We start from the raw sequence: 21,813 nt of genomic DNA, 5'->3' as shown, positions 1-21,813 counted from the left end.
TTTTAACATTATCTGATCGCCTAGCGTTGAAAAGCACCAAGCCTCACTTGAGACTCGGTGCTTTTCAACGCTAGAATTTGACTGTGTCATTTTCTCTTGTTCCGCTTGTTTTTCTCTTCAGTCAATTTCCTGTTGTACTCCCGGTTTTTGCCGGTAACGGTCCGATAAAGGACGTAACCGTTGAACAGAACTAAAAAGCCACCACCAATGATTATTTCCGTCCATATGAAGTCGTCCCACGAACTCGCCTTAGATCTGCCCATCAACAGCATAGGCCCGAAACTATAATACGCAGCCCAGATGGTAATCAGAATCAGCACAACCAGATTGATGAGGATTAAACCACCAATGTTAGAAAAAAATCGTTTGAACATCCGTATCAGTCCTATTCATTTTTTCTTGTTCCGCTGATTCTTCTTTTCTGCCAATCTCTTGTTGTACTCCCGATTCTTACCGGTAACTGTCCGATAAAGCACATATCCGTTGAACAAAACAACAAAGCCGCCACCAATAATTAGTTCTGTTCGAACAAACTGATCCATCGCATGCTTTGTGGAACCTCCGAATATTGCAGGCCCAAAAGTGTAAGATGCTGCCCACCCGGTGATTAGAAAGAGTACTACTAGATTAATTAGTACTAACACACCAATACTGGACAAAAGCTTCTTAAGCCACGTCATCACCTTCATTGTTGAAACAAACCTCCTAATCGACTTCGTGTAAGGGCTTTTTCCAAGTGGTAGACTCATCTTATCAAAACGATAAATGGAATATCAATGAATTAATTGCTTCATTCCCCTAACAAAAACGTAAGGTGGTACCGTTTTCACCTTTTCCAGAATATAATCGGGTGAAAATGGAAGGAAGTGATCTGAGTGGCTAAACACGTATATAACACCGCTACTTTTGGGTCCGGTATGGCGTTGACGATCCAAAATAATAAACACGTTTTCTTAGGCAAAAGTGTGCCAGTTTTCGCAGAAGTGGACGATGAATCAGGTGCCGTCCAGTTATTCGTCCGGCAAGAAGATTTGCCTCGGTTGAAACAAATTGAACCGCTTGATGCTAAAAAAATCGAATAAGCTACTGCTTTTTGGTGATTAATACAGGTAAAAATCTCGGCCGCCAGCGGATGGTCATCGGCAATGCTGGTCCCTTATCGCCATCCAGCCGCAAGCGGATAGTTCTCTTCGGGTTTACTGGGGCCAGCGCCAACTTTTCCGTGGTGAAGTATGTAACACCCTTCATTTCGTCGAAATGCCCACTCAAAAAGTAGCGGATATACGTCAGTACCTGATTCCAACGGAAATGGTGGAGCAAGGAAACATGCAACAGGTCTGAATCATCATCCGCAATGTAGTGTACGCGCCCCACCCCATTGGTCGTGGTGACTAAACCAGTCCATACCCGTGAAGTCTCCTCTTGACCATCGTGGCGCATACTAATCCGGTAGGAGCGATTGGTGACCAACAGCTTTAAACCCTTAGCCACATACACAATTGGGCCAAATTTGCGCTTTTCTTGCTGCCGCACTTGGTTGGAAATATCTGCTAAGGCCCCAAAAACCAACGAACTCACGAAAGCGTGATCACCGCACTGGCCGATTCCAATTGATTCGGTCTGCTCTCGTTGCATGGCGTCCAGAATTACTTGGATCGCCGCAGGTACATCAGGGGGCATGCCCAACTGATGGGCTAAATTATTGACCGTTCCGCCGGGGATGATTCCCAGCGGCACGGTTTTTTTCGCACGGAGAAAAGCAGTGGCGACAAGATTCAATGTGCCATCTCCGCCGATCGCAACCAAAGCATCGTCACGATGTGTGGCCTTAGCCACCGCCGTAATTGCCTCTTCAACGCTGGGGGCTGTGATGAAGGTACATTGAATACCCTGTTTCGATGCTGCTGCCGCAAATTGACCAGCAATATCGCCTGCCTTGCTGTGGCCGGCTTTGTCGTTGTAAAAGATTCCGCACAACTTAATCATCGGGGCTGCCTCTTTCTAAAAAATGCTCTGCCCGCAGGCAAAGCGCTTTTACCTCTATAAACATCATAATCTGTTTCAAACTTGACCGTCAACTCGCTGCAAAAAACTTGTACAGATAGATGCTCGTTAATCGAGATCGTGTCCGGGCACGTCTGGCCAATCCTCACTCATTTTAATACTGCCGGAAACAGCATGATTGAATCTGTCCTGTAGCTTGGGTACTAAAGTGAACGTCTCACCATCATCACTGGGGATCAGTAACCACTTCGATCCCTTTTGAAAATTTGAATTTTTAGGTAACAACAAAGCTAAGGAATCACCAAATTGCACAGTTTTTAAAATCAGCATTACAATTCACCCCTCTCAACGTTGTCGTCACGGCTAACATATTTGATACATAGTATACTGAATATTTGAAAGATAGTCGCGTGTAAACCATCTTGTGAGGATAAAGAAAAACCCACCAAGCATCAAACTCAGTGGGTTCAAAGTATTCGCATTAATCAAAGAATTAATCTGTTTCAAACTTCCCCGTCAACTGGACATCCGGGTACTTATCATGGAACCAGTTCTCGGCGAACCGATTCTCAAACAGGAATAACGGTTGGCCAGTAATATCCTTGACCAACAAGTTCCGGGAAGAAGCCATGCTCGGATCCAATTGTTCCGGATCGACCCAGCGCGCGGTCCGCGCACCAATCGGGGTCATTTCGACTTCCGAATGGTATTCATGCAGCATCCGGAACTGGAAGACTTCGAACTGCAATTGACCCACGGCGCCGAGAATATATTCATCGGTGTTGTAAGTCTTATAAAGTTGGATGGCGCCTTCCTGCACCAATTGCTGCATCCCTTTGTGGAACGACTTTTGCTTCATCACGTTCTTCGGCGTAACGCGCACGAACAGTTCAGGCGTGAACTGGGGCAGTTTCGGAAATTGAACTTTTTGCTTGCCCGTATAAATACTGTCCCCGATCGTGAAGTTACCGGTATCGTACAGGCCGACGATGTCCCCGGCCACTGCTTGTTTAACCTGTTCCCGTTCATCGGACATGAATTCTGTGGCGTTGTTCAACCGAATCGTTTTACCGGTCCGGGCAAGCGTCACGTCCATGCCTTTCTCGAAGGCCCCGGAAGTCACCCGGACAAACGCGATGCGGTCCCGGTGATTGGGATTCATATTGGCTTGGATTTTGAAGACAAAGCCAGAAAATTCATCGGCAGTGGGTTGCACGGTAGCGCCGTCCACGGTTTCATGGGCACTGGGCGCCGGCGCCATGCTGAGGAAACTGTCCAGGAAAGTCTTGACGCCAAAGTTAGTCAAAGCCGAACCAAAGAATACCGGTGTTTGATCACCTCGGGCGACTTTGGCCATGTCAAACTTGTTGCCGGCTTCATTCAACAGGTCGATATCGCTGAGTGCATCCTGGTACACACTATCCTCAGTTAGCGGATTGCTGGCATCAATGGTGCCTTCATCATTCAGCGGAATAAATTGCTCGCCCTTGGCTTCCGAGCGATACAGTTCGATCCGTTTGTTTTGCCGATCATATAAGCCTTGCAGTCCGCGGCCCATACCGATGGGCCAATCCATTGCATACCCTTCGATGTGCAGCAGATCTTCCAGTTCGGCAATTAAGTCCAACGGTTCACGACCATCGCGATCCAGTTTGTTCATGAAGGTAAAAATGGGAATGCCCCGCTTCTTTACAACCTGGAACAGCTTCTTGGTCTGGGCTTCAATCCCCTTGGCCGTATCGATAACCATGACGGCCGCATCGACAGCCATCAGGGTCCGGTATGTGTCTTCAGAGAAATCCTCGTGCCCTGGGGTATCCAAAATATTCACCCGCTTGCCTGCATAATCAAACTGCATGACAGAACTGGTGACCGAGATGCCCCGCTTCTTTTCAATTTCCATCCAGTCACTGGTGGCGAACTGGCCGCTCTTTTTACCCTTGACTGTCCCCGCCGAGCGAATCACGCCCCCAAAGAGCAGCATTTGCTCTGTGATGGTAGTTTTCCCGGCATCTGGGTGAGAAATAATGGCGAACGTCCGGCGGCGCTGGATGGCTTTGTTTAATTCTTGTTTTGAAATTGTATCGATCATTGTAAACTCCTTTGTTCTATTGGTATGTGACGATCAACAGAACAGAGGCGTTACCACACGGCTGCCCGCATTATTTGGGTCCTCCTTGAAAATTGAAACTGACAAGACAATGGGACTGGTCCAAAAGTCGTCGCTGATTGCCGTGCCAAAGCTGCGCAATCTCCGGTGACAGGGGGCTGCGACGCGCAGCTAGTGCGTAGCTGCAGGCGTAGCAAGTGGTGACGGCGGTTTGAGCCCGCAAAGTACGCGGTCTCAAACACGCCTACCCACATCAGCGCAAAAAGCGCGCTGTGTGGTTTCCACCACTGAGCCCCCTGTCACCTCCGATTGCTCCGCATTGGCACTAACTACATCAGGATTCAGACATTTGTTCCAATCCCTTTATTTTACATTATTTTGCGCTATCCCGCATTCACCGTAGGATGGCTGTTATTCGTATTCGATTCTTTATCCGCCGGTTCAGCTGCATTGACCGGCAAATGAGCGGCTGGTTTGGGTAGTTGCGGCAATTTGAGGTAGAGATCCTCCAACCGCGAACCGTCCATATGACCGGTTACCAGTTCTAGGCCGCATTCCAGCAGCAGGTGCTTGGGATGGCCGTTTTCGGGAATCATCCCCAGTTTAGAAATGACATAACCGGCAATCGTATCCACATCGTCAGCGGCTAAATCCGTCCCGAACTCATCATTAAAGTCGGAAATCGGCATTTTACCCGACACGGCAAATTCGTAATCATTCAGTTTGTGGTACAGCGTCGTTACATGGTCGGATTCATCGTCAATATCGCCGACGATTTCTTCCAATAGGTCCTCAATCGTAGCCAAACCGACTACCCCACCGTATTCATCCAACAGAATCGCCATCTGCTGCTGGGTTTTTTGCATTTCCCGCAACAAATCGTCAATCGTGACGGTTTCAGGGACAAATAGCGGTTGGGACATGACGTCTGTGATCTGCAGGTGATCGAAACCAACCTGGCGGGCCCGTTTCAACAACTGCTTAATGTGAATAACACCGACCACTTCATCCTTGTCGCCACGGTAAACAGGGACCCGCGAATACGGCATGTTTAACACTTCGTCAATGTTTTCCTGATCATTATCCTCAATATCGATCATAAACATATCGGTGCGCGGTACCATGACTTCTCGGGCCATTTTGTCGTTGAACGTAATGATCCCTTCGAGCATCTGGTACTCGTCTGGTCGAATCAAACCGGTTTTGCGTGATTTTTCAATCACCTGGAGCATTTCTTCCCGAGTCATGTTGTCCTCTTCATGGCGCAACTTTTGCCCCGTCAGTTTGGTTAACAGACTCGTTGACGCAGAAAGCAGCCAGACGAACGGCTTGGTGAAGACACTGACCGCCCGCACGATGCCCACTGTTTGCTTCGCAATGCTCTCTGGATTAGCCAGTGCCACTTGCTTGGGGAACAGTTCACCAAATACCAAGGATATGTAAGACAGTGCCAAGGTGATAATCACCGTGGACGCTTCCTCACCCCAGGACACATCACCAAACAACGGCGCCAACCGTGAAGCCATGGACGTCGCCGCGCTGGCGGAAGACAGAAACCCGGCAAAGGTAATGGCCACTTGGATGGTGGCAAGAAACTGGCTGGAATTGTTCATGACTTCCAACAACTTAACGGCCTTCTTATCACCGTTCTTCGCTTCCGCCTCAATCCGCGGCCGATTCACAGAAACGATCGCCATCTCCGCGGCCGCAAAAATCGCGTTCACCGCTGTCAAAATGACGATCAAAATTATCTGACCACCCAGGCTCGTACTTCCAGGGTCACCACTCATTACAAAACCACTCTCGCTTTCACTAATCCATAAAAATGTATGTTATTGAAAAGTATAGCAAGCAGGACGCTTGAATTCAAGAATAGACGTTCACTGCTTGTCCTTAGGGTGCGGCAGATGCCATTGGACCGGGACTTCCTTGAACTCTTCCAGGTCCCCATTTTCCCGCAGCACGCGGATATTACGCCAATATTCAACCACCGTTTTGACCACGGCATACACCGGCACCCCGACGATCATTCCGATGATGCCCCACAGATTACCGACCACCAGCAGCAAAATGATGATCGTCAGCGGATGAATATCCAGGGCCTTGCCCACGACATTGGGGTAAATGAAGTTGCCATCTAATTGCTGCACAATGACGACCACCACAGCGACCAGTGCCATCTGTTCCCAGGAAATGGTGGCCGCAATGATCAGTGCTGGCGCCACGCCAATGTATGGCCCCAAGTACGGAATGATGTTCATGAAACCAGCCACCACGCCCAGTAACAATGCATAGGGCATGCCGATAATCACGTAACCAATCCCGGTGGCTGTCCCGACAAAGAGCAGCTCCACCGCTTCCCCAGCCACATAATGAGAAATGGTTTCGTTCATCTTAGTGAGCACGTCACCGATCTGATCATTAAACCGGTTGGGGAAAAACCGCTGAATATTGGGAATCAGCTTATGCCCGTCTTTCAAAAAGTAATACAACATCACCGGTACCGTAATGGCTGAAATCACCGCGCTCCCCACTGACGACACCACACCGCCAATGTTATCCGATACACCGCCCAGCAAAGACCGCAGAATCGTGGCCGGGTCAATTTTTAACTGCGTCAGGGACTGGGACAGATTATATTTCCGCAGCGACGGTTTATTAAGAAAAGCCGTCGTGGATTTGCGGACTTCAGCGATGAATTCTGGGAAGTTGTTGACGATCTGGGTCACTTGGGAAATTAAATTAGGAATGATGGCAGCCACCAGTAAGGCGACCGCTCCCAACAGGATGAGAAAGATCAGCCACACAGCAATCCGGCGTGGAATATGGATCTTCATCATCAACTTCACCAACGGATTGAGCATATAAAATAGGAAACCCGCCGCGATAATTGGGCCAAAAAGTGTACTAAAGAAGGTGGCAATCGGGGTGAATACCCAGCCAATTTGAGAAAACACCCAAATGAGCAAGGCAATCACCAGGATCTGCACAGACCAATAGAATAACTTCGACTCTCGCATCTGTTTTAACATGCTGCTTTCCCACCTTTACGTCATCCAACTCTATCTTTAGTTTAGCAGACCACCTAGTGAGATAGAAGCCGAAAGCCCCGTCAGGACAAGAAAAAAACGCCTTTCACGCAAGAAAGACGTCCCTTTCTAGATCTATTTCAAGGTCCCGTCATCAGACAATAGATACGTAATATTAGCCGTATACTGACCCGGAGTAATGGCTGGCGATACCCCCGCTGGGACAGCCAGTGTGGTGTTGGGATAATACCGAGATAGCGTGGTTTCCTTGTTGTCCTTATCGCCGTATGTCCGGTCCAGTCGATACAGCTGGGTCTGATAGCCATTGGAAATCAGATCTGCTGGGGAGTGGTTGTAGTAGCGCCACTCCCCATCGGTAAATTTGCTGGTGTCGGTGCCAGTTGGTTTCGTGATGTTAGGTTCGTTACCAAAAGTATTGGTCCCCGTGTTTAATATCTGGGGCTGACCCAAAACGACGGTGAAGTTATCGTAAGCCCGAGATTGGTCGTTATTGGCAAAATTCCCCAGTGTGCCCCATAGCGTCCAAGAACTCGTATTGCCGTTGTTGCTTTGGACAGTGAAAAATGCCGCTGTGTTGACCGATTGATCCACCAACGTATAAGGATTAGCAGCGGTGCCTGCTGCGCTGGGAATATTGTGTGTTCCAAAATCAAGCGATGGCACATGGGTCAAATTGGCACTCTTCAAAAGGTCAAACTGCACACCATTAGAAATTGCCAGTGTCCGACTGTCGCCAATAATCATGTCCTGATATTAGGTAAGCAGCGGGATATTGCTCTGGTTGACGATTTTGTAATCATACTCGTAAGTAAACTTCTGCGGCACCATAGCGAAAGACAACTTCCAAGAGGTGAAGTTGTCCGTCAGCCAGTTGTCGGTCGGTTCACCCGTACTGCCTACTGTCACTGAATTACCCGCATCGTTAGCTGTCGCCGTAAGTTTTGGAATCGTCGCCCCGACGTGGCTCTTATCCTGTTGCACATTGGGAATGCGGATAATCAAGTCTTTCCCGGTAGGCAATTTACTGCCCTCTTTGTGCGTCACGGTGACCTTCACATGAACGAGATCGTCGCCCTTTTGTAAATAATGAATCGTCTTATTGCCCACCGTGAACTCTTTCTGGGCGGTGTACCACTGATCCGTGGGACTGTCCCGATCCAGCAGTAGATAATAGTTATCCGTCGCAGTAGCATCGACCCCACTGGCCAGGGTGTAGCCATTAGCGATCTTCACGTTTTTGTTATCCCTGTTCAGCGTACCGCTACCGTAAAAGAAATTATCGTTTGGATTCCCCGCCACGGGTAACTGGTATTTGGCGGTGACATTTTGACTCGCGTCCACCACCATCTCGGCGCTATTCTCAGCATCATGGTCAAACTTGTTGAGCGTGGACCAATCACCGGTGACAGTATGACTGTCCGTATTTCCACCCAACGTGCTAGCCATCGCCCGCTGCTGACTGCTCAGCCCATCAAAATCCATGACGAGACTGTCACTTTGGGCAATGCCCAGTGGATCACGCCATGTTCCCAACTGTCTAACCCAATGCTTGTCGGTCGCTTCGCTTTCTGCCACCATTAGCAGTTTTTGATTCGACAGGTTCAACGTCGGTTTGAATGTCTGTTGCAAATTCACTGTGGCATCTGCGAGAGGCAGTCCATTACCGCTATCCATGGCGCCGGTGTAGTGCCACTTCTGCCCATCCAGATTACTCGTGATACTAGTACCGGTCAGGTTGGTGCCCGTGCTAGCGGTCACTTGCGGTTTATCAGTCGCATAATCGGCGACATGCACATCTACCGTAGGCGTGCTCTTGGTGTAGTCATAGAGTTGATACACATTGGCGTACCGTTCTGGATTGATCAAGCCGGCAGTTGTCAGTTTGCCGTTGGTGAAAACAGGCTGTGAGGCGGCTGCGGCGGACCGATAATCCGCCTGCTGTTTCAGAATGAACGCATTTCCGGAGTTCGCCAAAATGCCATCGTTAGCAGGATCAGGCGTGGCCGTGCGGTTGTTAATGTCACTACCAATCTTACCGTCAGAATGGAGAGTGTCGGTGTAACTAGCTTGGCCGGTGTCATCACCGTCGTTCCAATGCATCCGATCATAGGGCACGATCGCGCCGGTCCAGGATGTGTAATTGGTGTATACCGGATATCGGAGGCCTTTATTTCTTTGATCTGCTTTAATGATGGCGTAATCCGCCGGTGTCATCCCGGACTGGGTGGTCTTACCTGAACTTTGATCAGAGAATTTGATATTCAGTGCTTTACGCATCGGATCAGTGGGTGCATCCGGAATTCCGTGTAAAATATTTCCTGCTTTCGGATCGGTACGCGAAATCCCTCGCGTGACGCCATATGGATCCACCAATTGGGTGGAATCATACAGTGAGATTTGCACAGCATCCGTCTCGCCCATGCCATTCGCAGATGTATTGAAGTTGCCGTCTGTATTCGGTGCTGCGAAGAACTTCCCCGCTGTTAAACTTTGAGTCTTTTTGGTGGTGTTGACTGAATACTTAGATATATCAAATGAAAAGTTGATATGTGCACTACCTTGGAAGGTGTTTTTACCGAAATAGTTCACCAGACTGGTGATAATACCAGAAAACAAACTATCACCGTTACTCCTTGATTCGATTGCATTGCCCGAGATTGAGTTAATTAAGGAAATCATTTGGCCAGTGAGACCCGCTTCGTAGACTGCACTTTTACCCCTGGTGGGCGGAATCAGATCATAGAGACTCCACAAATTCCCAATGGCACCCGTGACCGTGGATATATCCTGAAAGTTTGGCTGGACATTACCTCCTGTCGTTTTCTTAACGGAAGAGTCGTCATCGTTCAGAGTTGTGACTTTCTTTCCCCCAACCATATTATCAAGCGTTTGTGCACTCCCGGTTCGCCCGCCGCTGATCATGCGGTTGTGCAAGTAGTCAACATAGTCAGCATTACCATCTTGCAACTGTAGCTGGCTGTGATTATTTGCGAATGGATTGAACTGTGACTGTTCTTGATTAAACCAGAATGGGATTGCCTTCACTTTTAGAAAGAAGCTTTGCGAATCTTCTGGATTGAGATACACATGGTGATCGAACTGCGCCGGAAAATTAATATCAACCGATGTCTGACCGATCACATAATCATAAGGTATCGACGTGAAGGATAAGAAAAAATAAGACTTATTCCAGTCAATACTCGCAGCAAATGCCTTTGCATCAATTCCCTCTGCCACCTTCACTTTGACCATCACTGCCCAGTTACCTGCCATGATTGCGTCCACGGTAGTTTGGGAACCATTCGCGACAGCAGCCTGAATAGGCACATTCCCCGTGGCCTGCAAAAATCCGCCATTGAATGACTCTCCAGGTGCTAGTTGCAGTTTGCCGTTGTTGTTTTTCATCTTCGAAGACACATTGCTTGGATTGAAGACATTGTCCTGTTGGGCTGCGGTCATGGTTTGCCCGGCCCAAGCTTTACCAGTCGCAATCGCCGCCACAGTTTCCGCATTGGATGTTTGCTTACCAAAGTCTACCAAGTCGTCATTATCCACATAGTTCAGCGAGAAATATGGCGCACCATGACTGCCGTTCGTATTGTTAAACGAAATTCCTATTGGTGACGCCGTGGTCATATTATTCCAGGCTTTCGAGTTGTTGGATACGGCTTGCTGCGTACCCGCACTTACGTCTGCAGACATCTGCATAGCGTTAGCATCCACCGTCGGCCAGCTATAACCCCATTTCACAAATGACCCTTCACTAGGCGTCCGCTTACGGCCTAATCCCGGCATCTGATACATACTCCATTGCTGATTAGCCACTGCGCCTGGGAAAGATTTGGCAGAGGTGACCACTTTTGGCACACCATTCGTTCCGCCAGATTGATACGTCAGTGTGCTGTTGTCGAGTGTGTCCCCAATCGTATCTGCGGACACTGTCACTGCATTCCCGACAAATACTCCGAAAATTACGAGTGCAACAAAAAGGACGCAAAGCACGCCCTTTGAATTTTTGTATGTATTGACTGTTCGCATGTTAATTCCCCATTCTGCAAGTGTTTATCGTGTTTATCGAAAGTTCCACAACGCTTGTATTGATGTCCGAGGGTGCCAATATGGATAGCCGTTATCGCTGTAAAAAAGATTCTGATGCCTACTCATTCTTCTTAATAGTACCATGCTCGGTGGGAGAAATTGATTCAAAAAATAGAATAAATCCACTCAAAAAACGCCTTTCGGCTGGGAAAGACGTTCTTTCAAAAAACGTTGTCACACTGTGCCGTTATCTGACAACAGATAAGTTATGTTGGCGGTGTACTTACCCGACGTAATCGTCGGTGAGACATTTGCTGGAATACTCAAACTAGCGTTTGGATAATAGCGCGTCAGATTGGTTTCCTTGTTATCTGAATCACCGTTAACTCGATCCAGGTGATACATCTGAGTCGAATGTCCACTTGATATCAGGTCAAATGGATAATGATTGTAGAAACGCCACTTACTCTGATCGCCGTTAAAGGTGCTTGGATCAGCACCCTGAGGATCGGTAATGTATGGTTCATCAACAAACTGATTGGTCGACGAATTCAACATTTGTGGCTGGCCAAGTTTCACAGTGAAGTTATCGTAGACACTGGAGTGATCTTCATTTGTAAAACCGTCCAAAGTATCCCAAATTGTCCACGAACTCGTATTGTTGTCCGTGTTCCGCACTGTGAAATACGCATCTGTTTTAGTTGAGTTGTCCTTCAACGGGTAAGGCGAATTGCCTGTCCCTGAAGCACCGGGAATATTGTGCGTTCCAAAATCAAGAGTCGGCACATGAATCAAGTTGGCGTTCATTAGAGCGTTAAACTCAATACCATTGGACACACCAAGTGCTTGCTGAGCACCACCTGAACTGTCGCTGCTGCTTGTTGCAATGTCTGTCTCAGACTCCCGCAATGGAATCTGTGTCCAGTCGCTTACTTTGTACTTGTAAGTGAACTTAAACTCTTTCGGAGCTTTGGTGAACTTCACCTTCCACGAGTAGTACTTCTTATCAATACTATCGCTACCACTACTAACGAGTTGCGGCGTGCCCGCACTGTTTCCGGCATCACTGGTTGATACTTGCGGTAATCCGTCAGCACTCACACCCGCAATCTTTGGCGCCATCAGGATAATGGTATCTGGATAATTAGCACCAATAATCTCATTGCTGAAGCCTTCGGTGGTCACACTGATATCCGTACCGTTATCTGAACTTTGAACAAAGTGAACCAGTGGATCACCGTTCGTAAATTGCTTCTTCAAAGTGTACCAGTACTTTTCTGGTTCATTGTTGTCAAGAATCAACATGCCATCATCCGATGCGCTACCATCCACTTTATTGCTTAAATTGTAGCCACCACGAACACTCAGATTATTTTTCCGGATAATTTGCGCATAACCGTAATACAAATATGCGTTAGGATAATTCGGATGAGGTATCGCAAACTTAGAAGTTGCTGAGCCATCTGTGGCAAATGTCATGGTCTTATTTCCAGCCAAATTATCCTGTCCGTCAAGAGCTTCATCATTACTACTTGAGAAGTCACCGCTTAACAACCGCGGTGTGCTACTATATGTGACCCCTTCACCCTTTACACTATTGTTCCATGAATCTTGCTGACCATTGTTGCCAGCAGAGAACTGAAGATGTAAATCAGAGGGCGAGCCCTCAATAGCCAATGGGTCTCTGAATGTCGCCGCTGGCTTGACTTCGTGTTTGCCGCCAGTGACGCTCTTACGCTCCAGCATTATTGGATCATAAGCCGATAAATCAATCGTTGGTTTTAGCGACTGCTTCAAACCGATGGACGCATCCGCCAATGGCAATGTATTATTACCGATTTTAAGGGTGCCAGTGTAGTTCCAACGCTTATTATTCAATTCACCGGTGATGTTATTATTCGAATCCACGTTGGTATCTGTCATTGCCTGAACTTCCGCATCGTCGTTGTCATAATCAACTGGTGCAGGTTCGGCTAATGGCGTCGGCTCGCTCTTGGAATAATCGTAGAACTGGTACACATTGGCGTACCGTTGTGGTCGGATCGCGCCAGGTGCTTCAAATTTAGTTTTTGCAGCATCACCAAATTTGGGCAGATAATCACTTATCTCGGTATCCACAAACTTGTTGCGATCTTGTACCCGAAAGGCATTTTTGCCATCATTAACTAAAATACCATCCTGAGCCGGATCTGGCGTGGCTGTTCGATTATTGATATCACTACCAAGTTTGCCCTCTGAATGAAGTGTATCCGTATACGTAGTAGATTGTGGCTGACTAGTATCCGAATCATCTGTCCAATGCATCCGATCATATGGGACAATTGCACCTGTCCAAGACGAAAAGTTTGTATACACTGGATAATCTCGACCATTATTGTATTCCTTGTCATTGACAAGGGCGTAATCAGTCGGCGTCGTTCCTGCCTGCAATTGTTTATAAATCGGTGCACTAGAATCTGATTTGTCTGGATCAGTATTCTTACCCTTAATCACGCTATACGGATCAACCAATTGATTTGAATCATACATCGTTATCCCAATGCTTCGCCGGTTAGGATCGGTTGCACTGTCACTGCCAGATTTACCGGTGGATGAGTCAACACCACCATTCTTATTGAATTCACCATCAGCATAGGGAGAAGGGAAAAGTTTGCTCATCGTCAATGCTTGCTTTTCCTTCCCATCCTGTGTAGCGTACTTTGACATGTCAAATGTAAAGTTGATATGCGCAGTGCCTGGGAATGGGTTGTCAATAAAATATGAAACTAAGCTGGTAATGAATGGTTGTACAAACCAGCTATTTAGAAGCTGAAAGAACCCACCACTCGAAGTCGCCCGATCAGCTGTCTGTAATTCGCTCTTACCATTAAGTAAAGCCATGGTCCGCCCGGTCAACCCAGTTGCATACACTGGACTATGCCCAACATTGAAGGTAGTAAATGCCCCAACAATCCAAGAAACGATTGTGCCACCAATTCCCTGTTGCTTTAAAGGATTAAGTACAAATTCAGTGACCATCGCATACCATGGATCCCAAGGCAGGTTTTGTCCCTGACCAAACGTCTGAAATTCTGGCTGCCCTGTTGAAGTTAGATCGTTATCGCCATCAGCGTCAAGGTTATCCAAAGTCTTCATGGACTGCGTATCCGCATCGTAATACCGATTGTGCAAGTAGTCCAACGCATCAGATCGTGGTTTAGCAAGTTGCATCTGCGCTGTATCGCCGTTCACAGGCGCGTTGTAACCAAACGGCATCCCTTTAACCTTCAAGAAGAAGTCGTTACTATCTGGGTGTGCTTTATCCAAATAAATGTGATGATCAAATTGTAATGGAAATGTCATATTTTTCACCGTAATACTTGGCATCAATAAAGACAGCGGAAGCCCCGGTTTAAAAGTATATGACTTAAGGGTGAGATAGAAGTAGGATTTATCCCAAGCTACTGAGCTTGCCAGAGCCTTAACATCAACTCCCTTAGGAAATGATAAACGAGCCATGACACCCCAATTCCCTGCTTCAATTGAATTAATTGTTGATCTTGAAACAGCGATTCTAGCTCGAATGGGCACATTACCAGCAATTTTTAAATATCCACCGTTGAATGACTGATTTTTGGCAGTATCCAACACATCTTTACCAGTGCTGCTATCTTTCGTCATCTTGCTAACGACATTACTAGGATTCCACAAATCAGAATTATTACGATTCGCATTATCTGTCGGAAAGTTGTTGGCAATTGAGGCACTGCCAAAATTCAGAAAGTCTGGTTTATCAACATAATTGACGCTGTACCATGGTGTGCCAAACTCAGAGTCACCTGCAGTAAATTGAATATTTGCCGGAGACCCGTTCTTTGGATTTGCACCCGTGTAGCCTGTTGGATCTGGAGTGCCATCACTTGTAACAGAAGAAAGCGGCATGCCGCTCGAAGCGGTCCCGTTTGCAACAAATGACCCCTCATTAGTACCATGTTCACGCGATACTCGATAAGTGTTACCACTACTATCTGTCTTAGTGGTATACAATCCTGGAATCTGATACATATTCCACGGCGTATTCAGGTTATTAGCGTTGTCCACCGGCACGGTATTCCCACCATTGTTCAAGATGTCCCCAATGGTATCCGCCGACACCTGTCCAGCACTTCCGGCAAATAAAAATCCACCGACTAATGCAGCGCATAGAACACCGAAGAACAACCTCTTCATATTGCGTCTTTTGCCTGCTTGCATGAAAAATCCCCCAATCTTACGACAACCGCCCACTTCAAAGGCCTCAACTTCTTAATCAAACTTACATTATATGATGTAGCCGAGTGTTTTAGAATCTCTAGATTCAAGATTCTAGTTATGTAGTCAACTTAAGATGGCTGCGTATATTAACCACCCATGATTACTGTAGCACTTCTCCCACCATGATCTGATTCAAAAAACAGAAAAATTGGACTCAAAAAACGCCTTTCGATTGGGAAAGACGTTTTCCAAAATATTCTGTTTACAGCGTCCCATCATCAGACAATAAGTACGTGACATTCGCTGTGTACTTGCTCGCATTGTATTGGTTAGCGGGAACCGTCAAACTTGCATTCGGATAATAACGAGTAAGATTGGTTTCCTTATTGTCCTTATCACCATGTAGTCGATCCAAATTGTAGAGTTGCACTCTTTGTTGATTGGAAATCATAGCAATAGGCGAGTGATTGTAATACCGCCACTGGTTGTCATTCCATTGGAGTGTGGGGGGACCAGAAGTGGGAGTGATTCCGCTTTCTGCAGCCCCTTCGGGGTCCGTAGCCGGTTGTTTTAAATCGACTGTGAAATCTCTATGTGTACTCAATTGATCGGCACTCGTAAACGGCCCCATTGTTCCCCACAGTGTCCATGAGCTCGAGTTGCCATCATTGTTTCGGACTGTGAAGGATGACTTTGAATTAGTTATGTCCAAACCGTATGTGTCTGCCTTGGTTGGAATGTTATGCGTACCAAAGTCGAGTGTCGGCACATTGACTAGATTTGCACTCTTTAATTTGTTGAATTCGACACCATTAGAAACTGCAAGCGTCCGGCTGCTGTTTGCAATCAAATCCTTGTACTGTGTCACCAGGGGAATATAAGCCTGATTGGCAATGGAGTAATCATACTCATAGGTAAAGTTTTCAGGAACAGTGTCAAACTTCAAATTGAATGATGTGAAATTATCTGCTAGCCACCCCTTATCATTTGTAATTTGATTCGATGTCACATTGTTGCCGCTATCGACCGACGTTACCTTAAAGCTGGTCGGATCTGCAGTCGCACCCACATGTTTAGCGTCCTGCTGAACATTGGGGATCCGCACCGTTAAGTTCTTGTCTGTTGGTAATTTATTACCCGTCTTATGTTTCACAGTAACAACGACATGAACCGTTTTGTCGTTGGTTTGTAAGTAGTGAACTGTGTCTGTTTGACCATTACTTTCCTCAAACACCTTGTCTGCCGAGTACCACATATCACTGGGACTGTCGTCATCCAGTAACAAATAATAGTTATCTGTTGCCGTTCCATCGACGCCCTTGGCCAGTGTATAGTTCTGAACCACTGGCACATCCTTGCTTCGCGTCAATGTGCCCACGCCATAGAAGAAATGGCTGGTCGAATCGGCGCTCATCGGTAACTGATAATAAGGTGTTACATTGCCGTTATCGACAACCATTTTGGCATTACTCGCACTACCATCAAGTGTATTTTGATTCCACCAATCACCAGTGACCGTATGTGTACTTGTATCGCCACCGAGCTGATCCGTTGTGGCAGTTTGTTGACTACTCAATGACGAGAAATCAAGTCGCATTGAATCATTGCCATTAATCGCCAATGGATCCCGCCAAGTACCAAGAGGAGATTTGAAGGATGTGTTTCCTGTCACTTGACTCTTCGTAACCACCAATAATTTGTTGAGTGACAAATTCAACGTTGGATTAAGTGATTGTTTCAATTTGATAGTCGCATCAGCCATTGGCAAACCATTTAGAGTACCCGTATAGTGCCATTTCTTACCATCCAGATCACTCGTAATGCTTTTATTTGTCACATTCTGATCACTGTTAGCCTGCACTTGGGGTTTATCAGCAGCATAGTTATCCACATGAACATCGACAGTGGGTTTACTCTGGGTGTAATCATAAAGTTGATAGACATTGGCATATCGTTGCGGTCGAATAATTCCTGCTGCCGTCAATTTACCATTCTTATCAAGAGCAGGTTGATAACCTGTTGTACCTGCTGGTCCCCCTTCCTGTGCCAAGAACTGATTTCGTTCCAGTACCGTGAATGGTTGCCCATCATTTGCTAAAATCCCGTCTTTAGCTGGATCAGGGGTTGCAGTCCGGTTACTAATATCACTACCCAATTTGCCGTCCGAGTGTAAGGTATCCGTAAATGCTGTTTCCTGTGAACCAGTGGAATCGTCTGTCCAATGCATTCGATCATATGGGACAATTGCGCCAGTCCAAGAAGTGAAATTAGTATACGTGGGATAAACAATCCCCGAATCAATCTTGTTGCTATCAATAACCGCGTAGTCAGCGGGTGTTGTGCCGGCCTTCAGATGTTTGCGAAGAGCACTACTGTCATCTAATCCTGAACGTGCGTCACTATTAATAGTGTTATATGGGTCTACCAGCGTCGAAGAGTCAAACATTGTAATCTGAAAAGCATCATTAGAATCCCCAGCATTCTTATTAAAAGTACCATCTGAGTTGGGGGCAGCAAAAAATCGACTCTTTGTCAGAGCTTGTTCGTTTTGATCTGTACCTGCAGCATACTTAGACATATCAAAGGAAAAGTTGATGTGTGCATTCCCGCTGAAACCATTATCCATGAAGTACCCGGCCACACTTGTTAAAACAGGGTTCACAAACGTAGTACGAATCCATTGGCCTATCCCACCGAAAATAGCATTAATGACGTCAATAAGTGGGCCCAGAATTGGAATTTTACTCTTATCGTAATCCACTTTCTTTAACGGACGATCGCTCGGTTGAATGGCTGTGTTAAGTAAGCTAATCATCCGACCGGTATCACCCAAACTGTAAATCGGACTTGTACCAGACATTTGACCAATAAAACGGATAACAGCACCAGCGATGCTGCCAAGAATACCAACACTCGCTTTGTCTGCGAATTCTTCCAACATACCATCCATCGGGTCCCAGACACTGTCGCCTACAACATTACTTGATGAAAAGTTAGGCTGCAGACCATATTGGCTTGTATTTGTAAGTAAATTACTGTTGTTTAAATCTGTGCTTCTTTCGTTCCTAGATCCTAATTCGTCCAACGTTGTGGCTGTACCACCAGAGATTTGCCGATTATTGAGATAGTCAGCATAATCCGCGGCGCCCTTTTGTAAATGCATTTGTGCATGGCGTGAAGCACCGGTCGTCGGATTTTGATCCATGCCAAACGGGATCCCTTTAACTTTTAAATAAAACACTTGAGGATCCTTGTCGAGATAAATATGGTGATCAAACTGCAAAGGAAAGTTAATATTCGTCAATTGAGTTGATGAAAATGGCACTTTTATTGAGTCAACAGTTAGGTAATAATACGATTTATCCCAATCAACACTAGCGGCCAATGCCTTTGCGTCAATACCGTTAGCAACTCGTACTTTGACCATGACACACCAATCACCGGCCATAGTGGCATCAACTGCACTTTCAGATTTTGCCACCTTCGCAAAAATTGGCACATTACCTGTTGCTTGTAAGTAACCATTATCGAAAGATTGGCCCTGTGTCAACTGTGGCTGATTTGTTGTGGTGTTAAACCCCATCTTTGAGGAAACAGCCGAATCACCAGGACTGTTGAAGTTAGGCGCGCCACCCTTCAAGAAATTAGCAGCTTGATTCTCATCTGTGAAATCAATGAGATTGTCTTTGTCAACATAATTCAACGCAAAGAAAGCATCCCCATGATTAGGTATGCTCTTTTTAAACTGAACGAATACAGGTGAGTTGATTTTACCATTATTCCAATCATCTGTATTTCCACTGGCAGTTGAGGAAATTGGTGTGCCTGACGCACCAGCCCAAGTCGTGCCATACCGTACGAATGATCCTTCATTCACACCGTGTTCTCGATTTAACCCCGGAATTGTGTACATATTCCAAGGACTCCCATTCCACGTCACTTGTGATAAGCCGCTGACATTTTGTTTTGTTAATTGATCGTTCGGCAGAGTGTCCCCAACGGTATCGGCTTCTACAAGCACCGTACTACTCGTAACAAGAAACCCACCTAGCAAAATCGCAAGCAGCGAACCAATAAGACCCTTCTGGCGACTGTGTCTATTGATTGCATGCATAAATCAAATCCCCCAATCCAACAATACTAATCATTTCAAAAAACATTAATGCTTTGATTTTCGTCCCAACTTTGCCCCATGCTTCTTGGCACGTTGATAAAGCAATACCCAAGACCCTAACGCGAGGAGTGCCACCATGACCACCAGTATAATGATAATCAGCATGTTGCGCCGCTTTGGTGACATGTAATCCTCCAAGGCCCGAACTTGGCTGCCCTCAATGGTGAAATTACGGACGACGGTTTGGCGCGGCAAATTGTTGGCGGCCACGACCAGGCGCATCTGGTAATCCCCCGCTGGCAGTTTCTTAATCGGCAACTCCCAATTAAACTTGCTGCTGGGCGCAATTTCTTGGCTCTCATTACTGGTTTGGGCCATCTTTTTACCATCGCTGCGCCGGGTGACGGTTAAATCACTGGTCACTGCTTGGGCATACATCGGCGGTTTGTTGGTCGTCGGTAACCGCAGCGCCAACTCCGCCGCCTGCACGATGGGCACCACCTGGCCAAACGTCAGGTGCGGCCGCAGAGTGTCGATCTTTTTACCCCGCAGCACCACACTGCGCTGATACGCGACCCATTGATGAATCGCGGTCTTGGTCGTGGTGACATCGGCCTTGGTGTACAGCCCGCCGAGAATCATCCCGTCAAACGCCTTTGCTGGTGCCTGAATCTTGAAGTCCACTTCTTTGGTCGCTGATGGATCCAGCGTGACCGTTTGTTTCCGCGGACCCTTGATCATTGCCACGAAGCTTTGCGCGTTCTTGGGATAAATCGTCGGTGTCGTATCAGCATAATCAATCACCGCACTATTATTTGTCACGGCGTTGTTGGCATATACGGTGACCGTGATCTTTTCAGAACCCAAATTCACCACTTGCAAGCGCAGCGTTTCCTCTTGCTTGGGGGTGAGGCTTAAATCCCAGTATTTCAGGTTCTGATTGATCTGGTTGTCGGGTAAGACGGTATTGATCGCATACGCCTTTTTCGGTGTTTGCGAAGAGGCAGCAAACGCTGGTGTCGCGACACTGAATAGGAACAAGCCCATTATGCCCGCGACTAGCCACCGGCTAATCATGGCGAACCGTTTTACCATACCCACACCTCCGTTAATTGTCATTCACCCATGTGGGTGTAAAGTTCCCACACGGTGTCCACGTTCCATTCTAGCACTGCCTTGAAAAACACACATTTCAGAAATGACAAAGAATCGGTATGAAAACTGACGTTGACAAGTCTTTTTCGCTCTCTTGTCCCACCTTGCGACATGCTATAATACGAGCAGTGAATTGAATCTTTTACGAAAGAAGTGGCCCATTTGTCAATCGAAATTACCACATCCTTGAATTCGGCAGTTTATGAAGACGCCTTAGCTATCCGGAAAGAAGTGTTCGTGCAGGAACAGCATGTGCCAGCAGATATGGAGGTCGATAGCGACGAGGGTCGGGCCATCTATTTTGTGGCCTACGATACAGATCACCGCGCTGAAGGCACAGTGCGCTTGGTGCCGGATGAAAAAGGTGTCGGCGATGTCCAGCGGATGGCGGTCCGCCAAAACTACCGGCACCACGGCATCGGCCGGGTGCTGCTGGGCGCCGTCGCGGATTACGCTGAAAAGAATGCGTACAGTCAATTGCTGCTCCACGCCCAAGTGCACGCCATCCCGTTCTATGAAAAACTCGGGTACCAGTTGACTGATCGTCCTGAGTTTCTCGATGCCGGCATTCGACATCGGGAAATGATCAAACCATTATCCAACGAGGTGAAATAGGCATGTCCAATAAAAAGATTGCCGCCGTCTATCTCTTTTTGTTCCTGTTACCCTATTTATGCGCCCTGCTGGTCATCGGGACTAGCTACAATGCGCTGGTTCTGCATAGTGCTAGCTTATGGCGGACCATCATTGGGGCGGCAGTGGGTGCCGTTGTCATGAGTGCACTCAAAGTCACCGTGGAACGGCCATTGGCGATCCTCGTCGTCAATGCCACCCGCCCGAGTTTGCGCAGCCTGCTGGATTTCTTCAACGTCGATAGCAATGTCACCAAGCGGATTCTGAACCTCAGCATGGACTTTGTGCTCTGTGGTATCGCCACGTGGGCCGTCCGTAATTTCTTCCCGAAAGAATGGATCATGTGGTCGTTGATTGGCTGGTTAATGCTGATCATGTTTCTATCTGTGCTGATTGGCGGGTATATCGATTATGACCTGCTTAGTGTGGAAAGAACCGGCACTAAAGAGGTCCAGCCCCTCAAAAAGTAAGTAAAA

General features: G+C 47.0%; 15 protein-coding genes. 3 read left to right on the top strand and 12 right to left on the bottom strand.

Annotation, left to right across the window (positions count from 1 at the left end; translation table 11 throughout):
* Window positions 1-86: 86 nt before the first annotated feature.
* Together FD09_RS16660 and FD09_RS05940 are read right to left on the bottom strand one after the other, a co-directional pair.
* On the bottom strand, window positions 87-374 hold the full coding sequence (locus FD09_RS16660) for a hypothetical protein (protein WP_057819339.1): 288 nt from the start codon (window positions 372-374) through the stop codon (window positions 87-89).
* Window positions 375-389: 15 nt separating this feature from the next.
* Window positions 390-689 (bottom strand): hypothetical protein, encoded by a 300-nt coding sequence (locus FD09_RS05940; RefSeq protein WP_057819337.1) that lies wholly within the window; start codon window positions 687-689, stop codon window positions 390-392.
* A 186-nt stretch (window positions 690-875) separates the two neighbouring features.
* Between FD09_RS05940 and FD09_RS05935 the strand changes: the two genes are divergently transcribed.
* Window positions 876-1,082: a hypothetical protein gene (locus FD09_RS05935; protein ID WP_057819335.1), complete on the top strand. Its 207-nt coding sequence runs from the start codon at window positions 876-878 to the stop codon at window positions 1,080-1,082.
* Window position 1,083: 1 nt separating this feature from the next.
* Here FD09_RS05935 and FD09_RS05930 read toward each other — a convergent pair whose 3' ends face one another.
* The 10 genes from FD09_RS05930 to FD09_RS05885 all read right to left on the bottom strand — a co-directional run bounded on the left by FD09_RS05930 (window position 1,084) and on the right by FD09_RS05885 (window position 20,644).
* Window positions 1,084-1,986, bottom strand: a complete 903-nt coding sequence (locus FD09_RS05930; protein WP_057819333.1) for a diacylglycerol/lipid kinase family protein — start codon at window positions 1,984-1,986, stop codon at window positions 1,084-1,086.
* Between the two features lie 126 nt (window positions 1,987-2,112).
* Window positions 2,113-2,334: a type II toxin-antitoxin system PemI/MazE family antitoxin gene (gene mazE, locus FD09_RS05925; protein ID WP_057819331.1), complete on the bottom strand. Its 222-nt coding sequence runs from the start codon at window positions 2,332-2,334 to the stop codon at window positions 2,113-2,115.
* A 163-nt stretch (window positions 2,335-2,497) separates the two neighbouring features.
* Window positions 2,498-4,084 carry a peptide chain release factor 3 gene (locus FD09_RS05920; protein WP_057819604.1) on the bottom strand — a complete coding sequence of 529 codons (1,587 nt, stop codon included), beginning with the start codon at window positions 4,082-4,084 and terminating at the stop codon, window positions 2,498-2,500.
* Window positions 4,085-4,497: 413 nt separating this feature from the next.
* The gene (locus FD09_RS05915) at window positions 4,498-5,904 is read right to left on the bottom strand and encodes a hemolysin family protein (RefSeq protein WP_083487595.1); all 1,407 of its coding nucleotides are present in this window, start codon (window positions 5,902-5,904) and stop codon (window positions 4,498-4,500) included.
* A 90-nt stretch (window positions 5,905-5,994) separates the two neighbouring features.
* Complete coding sequence (locus tag FD09_RS05910) at window positions 5,995-7,146, bottom strand: AI-2E family transporter (protein WP_057819329.1); 1,152 nt, start codon at window positions 7,144-7,146, stop codon at window positions 5,995-5,997.
* A gap of 132 nt (window positions 7,147-7,278) precedes the next feature.
* Window positions 7,279-7,908: a WxL domain-containing protein gene (locus FD09_RS05905; RefSeq protein ID WP_057819327.1), complete on the bottom strand. Its 630-nt coding sequence runs from the start codon at window positions 7,906-7,908 to the stop codon at window positions 7,279-7,281.
* A gap of 9 nt (window positions 7,909-7,917) precedes the next feature.
* On the bottom strand, window positions 7,918-11,109 hold the full coding sequence (locus FD09_RS05900) for a hypothetical protein (RefSeq protein ID WP_157053699.1): 3,192 nt from the start codon (window positions 11,107-11,109) through the stop codon (window positions 7,918-7,920).
* Between the two features lie 327 nt (window positions 11,110-11,436).
* Window positions 11,437-15,411 carry a hypothetical protein gene (locus FD09_RS05895; protein ID WP_157053698.1) on the bottom strand — a complete coding sequence of 1,325 codons (3,975 nt, stop codon included), beginning with the start codon at window positions 15,409-15,411 and terminating at the stop codon, window positions 11,437-11,439.
* Window positions 15,412-15,697: 286 nt separating this feature from the next.
* A complete protein-coding gene (locus tag FD09_RS05890; protein ID WP_157053697.1) occupies window positions 15,698-19,456 on the bottom strand; it encodes a hypothetical protein in 3,759 nt (1,252 codons plus the stop codon).
* 138 nt (window positions 19,457-19,594) lie between these two features.
* Complete coding sequence (locus FD09_RS05885; protein WP_057819319.1) at window positions 19,595-20,644, bottom strand: DUF916 domain-containing protein; 1,050 nt, start codon at window positions 20,642-20,644, stop codon at window positions 19,595-19,597.
* Between the two features lie 222 nt (window positions 20,645-20,866).
* Here FD09_RS05885 and FD09_RS05880 point away from each other — a divergent pair, with 222 nt between their 5' ends.
* Window positions 20,867-21,319, top strand: coding sequence for a GNAT family N-acetyltransferase (locus FD09_RS05880; RefSeq protein ID WP_057819317.1), 453 nt, complete (start codon window positions 20,867-20,869; stop codon window positions 21,317-21,319).
* Between the two features lie 2 nt (window positions 21,320-21,321).
* Window positions 21,322-21,807 carry a hypothetical protein gene (locus FD09_RS05875; protein WP_057819314.1) on the top strand — a complete coding sequence of 162 codons (486 nt, stop codon included), beginning with the start codon at window positions 21,322-21,324 and terminating at the stop codon, window positions 21,805-21,807.
* Window positions 21,808-21,813 lie beyond the last annotated feature (6 nt).

Source organism: Schleiferilactobacillus perolens DSM 12744, assembly GCF_001435585.1.
GTDB classification, from domain to species: Bacteria; Bacillota; Bacilli; order Lactobacillales; family Lactobacillaceae; genus Schleiferilactobacillus; species Schleiferilactobacillus perolens.
This window is presented reverse-complemented; position numbering and strand designations above follow the sequence as displayed.

Excerpts from the sequence above, each read along its gene's own strand:
- FD09_RS05915 (WP_083487595.1), bottom strand. The coding sequence starts at position 5,904 with ATGAGTGGTGACCCTGGAAGTACGAGCCTGGGTGGTCAGATAATTTTG.
- FD09_RS05940 (WP_057819337.1), bottom strand. The coding sequence starts at position 689 with ATGAAGGTGATGACGTGGCTTAAGAAGCTTTTGTCCAGTATTGGTGTG.
- FD09_RS05895 (WP_157053698.1), bottom strand. The coding sequence starts at position 15,411 with ATGAAGAGGTTGTTCTTCGGTGTTCTATGCGCTGCATTAGTCGGTGGA.
- FD09_RS05875 (WP_057819314.1), top strand. The coding sequence starts at position 21,322 with ATGTCCAATAAAAAGATTGCCGCCGTCTATCTCTTTTTGTTCCTGTTA.
- FD09_RS16660 (WP_057819339.1), bottom strand. The coding sequence starts at position 374 with ATGTTCAAACGATTTTTTTCTAACATTGGTGGTTTAATCCTCATCAAT.
- FD09_RS05910 (WP_057819329.1), bottom strand. The coding sequence starts at position 7,146 with ATGTTAAAACAGATGCGAGAGTCGAAGTTATTCTATTGGTCTGTGCAG.
- FD09_RS05930 (WP_057819333.1), bottom strand. The coding sequence starts at position 1,986 with ATGATTAAGTTGTGCGGAATCTTTTACAACGACAAAGCCGGCCACAGC.
- mazE (WP_057819331.1), bottom strand. The coding sequence starts at position 2,334 with ATGCTGATTTTAAAAACTGTGCAATTTGGTGATTCCTTAGCTTTGTTG.
- FD09_RS05905 (WP_057819327.1), bottom strand. The coding sequence starts at position 7,908 with ATGATTATTGGCGACAGTCGGACACTGGCAATTTCTAATGGTGTGCAG.
- FD09_RS05885 (WP_057819319.1), bottom strand. The coding sequence starts at position 20,644 with ATGGTAAAACGGTTCGCCATGATTAGCCGGTGGCTAGTCGCGGGCATA.